This window comes from Acinetobacter sp. YH16038 (assembly GCF_013417275.1).
Taxonomy (GTDB): Bacteria; Pseudomonadota; Gammaproteobacteria; order Pseudomonadales; family Moraxellaceae; genus Acinetobacter.
In genome coordinates, this window is the sequence record NZ_VPEG01000090.1 from 1 (window position 1) to 3,750 (window position 3,750).

5 protein-coding genes and 1 pseudogene are annotated in these 3,750 nt (G+C 39.6%); 5 read left to right on the plus strand and 1 reads right to left on the minus strand.

Annotation, left to right across the window (positions count from 1 at the left end; genetic code table 11):
• The 3 genes and pseudogenes from FTV34_RS16660 to FTV34_RS16670 form a co-directional block, all read left to right on the plus strand.
• Nucleotides 1–192 (plus strand): annotated as a pseudogene (locus FTV34_RS16660) (IS4 family transposase); the annotation flags it as partial.
• Nucleotides 193–389: 197 nt separating this feature from the next.
• Nucleotides 390–752: a hypothetical protein gene (locus tag FTV34_RS16665; protein ID WP_180070822.1), complete on the plus strand. Its 363-nt coding sequence runs from the start codon at nt 390–392 to the stop codon at nt 750–752.
• A 133-nt stretch (nt 753–885) separates the two neighbouring features.
• The gene (locus tag FTV34_RS16670) at nt 886–1,617 is read left to right on the plus strand and encodes a cold shock domain-containing protein (protein WP_034702024.1); all 732 of its coding nucleotides are present in this window, start codon (nt 886–888) and stop codon (nt 1,615–1,617) included.
• Between the two features lie 41 nt (nt 1,618–1,658).
• On the opposite strand, the gene gigC is transcribed toward FTV34_RS16670, so the two are convergent.
• Nucleotides 1,659–2,537: a LysR family transcriptional regulator GigC gene (gene gigC / locus FTV34_RS16675; RefSeq protein WP_180070824.1), complete on the minus strand. Its 879-nt coding sequence runs from the start codon at nt 2,535–2,537 to the stop codon at nt 1,659–1,661.
• A gap of 85 nt (nt 2,538–2,622) precedes the next feature.
• Here gigC and FTV34_RS16680 point away from each other — a divergent pair, with 85 nt between their 5' ends.
• Together FTV34_RS16680 and FTV34_RS16685 are read left to right on the plus strand one after the other, a co-directional pair.
• Nucleotides 2,623–3,384, plus strand: coding sequence for a ferredoxin--NADP reductase (locus FTV34_RS16680; RefSeq protein ID WP_180070826.1), 762 nt, complete (start codon nt 2,623–2,625; stop codon nt 3,382–3,384).
• 227 nt (nt 3,385–3,611) lie between these two features.
• Nucleotides 3,612–3,750, plus strand: a 139-nt coding sequence (locus FTV34_RS16685; protein WP_145755836.1) for a transposase, incomplete at its 3' end; no start/stop codon positions are given.

Consider the following 3,750-nt stretch of genomic DNA (forward strand, 5'->3'; position numbering starts at 1 on the left):
ATCTGGATTGCGATGATCGCCTATTTATTGGTGAGTTTCGCTCAACATTTAGGAAAAACAGGTTGGACAGTTCAACGTTTACTCAGAATAATTCAAGTGAATTTGTTTGAAAGAAGAACTTTAAAAGTTTTATTTTCACCCGATAAAATACCCATAAAACAAGAGGAAGCTCAAATGAGCTTCCTCTTGTGAAAAATTGTGGGACAGCAATGGCTCTAGAGTCTCTTTTTTATTTGAGTTATAAGCTTACGTAAGTTGTAGGAATCTTGTGTAATCAAAACCTTGTAGAATGTTGCGAAAACAATAAAATACCCACCAAAGCTCAACAATATTCTTTAATCCCTTCCATATAAACTACGCATCTGTTGAATGATCTAGGGACACATATCATGTTTACAGATGGAAGAATTAAAACCTATAATGCTGTACGTGGGACTGGGAGTATTGAACTGGCAAATAATGCACACGAGCTTAATTTTCAGTTAGACCAACTACCTTCACCTGAAATAGCACCTCAAGTCGGAGAACGACTTAAATTTAGAATCATTGAAGAGCAGAACACGATTCAACTGGACAATATGGTACGTTTGGATATCAAGCGTCAGGAAGAGTTCGTCTCTGAAGTAGTCGCCTTGCCATCTTTAGCTTCTACTACAATAGTTAATCCGGCACGCAATACTATTTTCTTTAGTCCTACACTCTGGTTGATTCTGGTAACAGCAATTGGATTTATGATTTTTGGAGAAATTTAAGTTAGGTTCTCATTTACTAAGATATTTGTCTCATCATTCAAATAAAAAAGCATCTTACGGTGCTTTTTTATTTTTAGAATTTTCATCAGTTTTTGAATACAATAATTAAAAATATCAAACAATAGAGTGAATTATGTTTTTAGAGGGGAAGATCAAGACCTATAACGAAGAACGAGGTTTTGGTTTTATTGAGATAGCGGGTGAGTCAAAAGATTTATTCTTCCATATTAAAGACTTCCCAAATAAGAACGTGCCACCAAAAGTTGGGGAAAGTTTAAAGTTTCTCAAAGTACAGGATGCAGGCAAGTTTAAAGCAGATCATATTGTTCGTTTAGATATCTCATATCAAAAGACACCTTCAAAAATTGTTAGTCAACATAATGATCTTCAGATCGAAAGAGCAGTACCTTATCGTCAGCCTAAAAATTCAGTTTTATCAAAATTGATTACAGGCATTGGTTTAATCATTATCGTGATACTTGCTGTATTGGTTTATGGAAAATACCAAAACTATAAAATACAAAAGCAACAGCAACTTGAGCATTTAATGCAAGAACAAAAAAGGCTTGTTTCAGAACAACGTGCTGCTTTAGGTAACTTACCTGAACAAGGCCTAAGTGAACAAGGAAGGAAGAATTTAGAGGTATCCACAAATACTCCTATTAGAAGTACTGCCTCATCCACTTCAGTGTCTTCACCTTATCAATGTGATGGTAGAACCCATTGTAGCCAGATGCGCTCTTATGATGAAGCGGTATTCTTTTTGCGAAATTGCCCGGGTACTCAAATGGATGGAAATCATGACGGTGTTCCATGTGAAAGACAGTTTAAGGAAGAAATTAGTAAGAGACATTTATTCAGGTAATAAAAAAGCGCCCTTAGGCGCTTTTTTATTTCAACAAAATTTTAAGCTTCACAGAATTTCATAAAGGCTTTAAGACCTGGACCTTGATATTTCTGGCGGTGTACCAGCATAAATAAAGGACGGGTGAGTGACCAGAATGGAGTATTCAGAATGACCAGTTGACCTTTTTCCTGCAAAGGTTCAATCGCCAGCTTGGAAATACAAGACATCCCTAAACCACCTGCCACAATCTTCAGAATCGCTTCATTATGGCCTAGAGTCAGACGAATATTGGCATCAGGTACGTCTTTTAGAATGGCATTATCAAAGACTTCACGAGTCCCTGAACCTTCTTCACGTAAAATCCATTCAACCGATTTAAAATCTTCAGCAGTAAGCGGATGGTTTAGCTGAGCTAGGGGATGATCCGGCGCACAGCACACTGCGAGTTCATCATCGCGCCAATGAATACATTGCAGCTGCGGTAGATGACAAGAACCTTCAATCAGGGCCAAATCTAGCTGGAACTGATTCACAGCTTCAATCATTTGACGGGTATTGCCGACTTGCAGTTGCAAGTGAGCCTGTGGCTGGATTTTCAGGAAATCCGCCATCAGGTCTGGCATCAGATAGTCAGAAATGGTCAGCGTCGCACCGAGACGAAGATCGATGCTTTGCAGTTCACCTTTGGCTGCCTGCTCGAAAGCTTCACAGCGGCCAAGGATTTCAAGAGCTTGTGGGAGAAGAAAACGACCTAAGTCATTGAGCTGTAAACGCTTACCAAGACGGTCGAATAAAGGCGCGCCAAGACCATCTTCTAAATCTGCTAAAGCCATACTCGCCGCACTTTGGGTGAGTTTGACTGCATCACTGGCTTTGGTGACGGTGCCTTCTTGAGCAACTGCTACAAAAACAGCCAACTGGCGTAAAGTCATGCGCATGAATAGAGCCTTAACATTTAAAAAATATTAATAAATTATGCTGTCATGCTACCATGAGCATAGTCTTTGATGCCACGTTTGAATCATGTCTATTGAAAAATTTAGCTTAGAAAAGATTTTATCTGTACACCGTTGGACCAATACGTTGTTTAGTTTCACCATGACCAGACCTGTACATTTCAAGTTTACGGCAGGACAGTTTGCGCGTATTGGCTTGAAAGTGGGGGATGAACTGGTCGTTCGGGCATATTCAGTCGTGTCATCGCCTTTTGATGAAACGCTGGAATTTTTTTCGATTGTGGTTCCGGAAGGGAAATTTACTTCGAATTTACAACATCTTAAAGTAGGCGATGAACTCTACTTAGAGAAAATTTCCTATGGCTATCTGACTTTGGCACGTTATCAATTGCCATTACCACAAGATTTATGGCTGCTTGGTACCGGTACAGGTCTGGCACCATTTTTATCCATGCTGCAAGACTTTGAGACCTGGAATAAATATAAATATATTAACTTGATTTATAGCGTCCGTACGCAAGACGAACTGGCTTATGTCGACCGTATTCAGGAAATTGCCGAGACCTTTGGCGAAGATCATACTGGCTTTAAATTTATTCCAATCATTACTCGTGATCCTGAAGCAGCACTTCACCATCGTTTACCGATCCTGATTGAAAATGGGAAACTTGAACGGGCAGCAGGACTTCAGCTTAATCCTGAAACCAGTCACGTGATGCTCTGTGGTAATCCGGAAATGGTTGAAGATACCAAAGAAGCGCTAAAAGCACGTGGCCTGACTATGAACCGTCGTGGTGAAGGAAATATTGCAGTAGAGAATTATTGGTAATCCTTTATCACCCTCTCGTTGGGAGAGGGATGGGGTGAGGGTTCTTAAATAATTTACCTCTCCCTAACCCTCTCCCAAGAGGAGAGGGAATAAAACCTTTTCTCTTTATTAAAGGAGGAGGGGGGAGTGAATTTAAAAACAAAGAATTAGGGTGTGTTGACACTTTTAGCTTAAAAAAATAGCGAAGTAGTAAAATCAAATCGCCAAACCCAATTTTACTATTCGCTATGCCTCGTACCATGCTGACAGATCAACACTGGCAAAAGTTGAAAGTTATTCTGCGTAATTTATCCATTCACCACAACTCAAATTTACGCAATTTTATTGAAGCTATTCTCTATAGAATTAGAACAGGCTGTCCGTGGC

Coding starts and splice junctions, on each gene's coding strand:
- gigC (WP_180070824.1), bottom strand. CDS start 2,537: ATGCGCATGACTTTACGCCAGTTGGCTGTTTTTGTAGCAGTTGCTCAA.
- FTV34_RS16670 (WP_034702024.1), top strand. CDS start 886: ATGTTTTTAGAGGGGAAGATCAAGACCTATAACGAAGAACGAGGTTTT.
- FTV34_RS16665 (WP_180070822.1), top strand. CDS start 390: ATGTTTACAGATGGAAGAATTAAAACCTATAATGCTGTACGTGGGACT.
- FTV34_RS16680 (WP_180070826.1), top strand. CDS start 2,623: ATGTCTATTGAAAAATTTAGCTTAGAAAAGATTTTATCTGTACACCGT.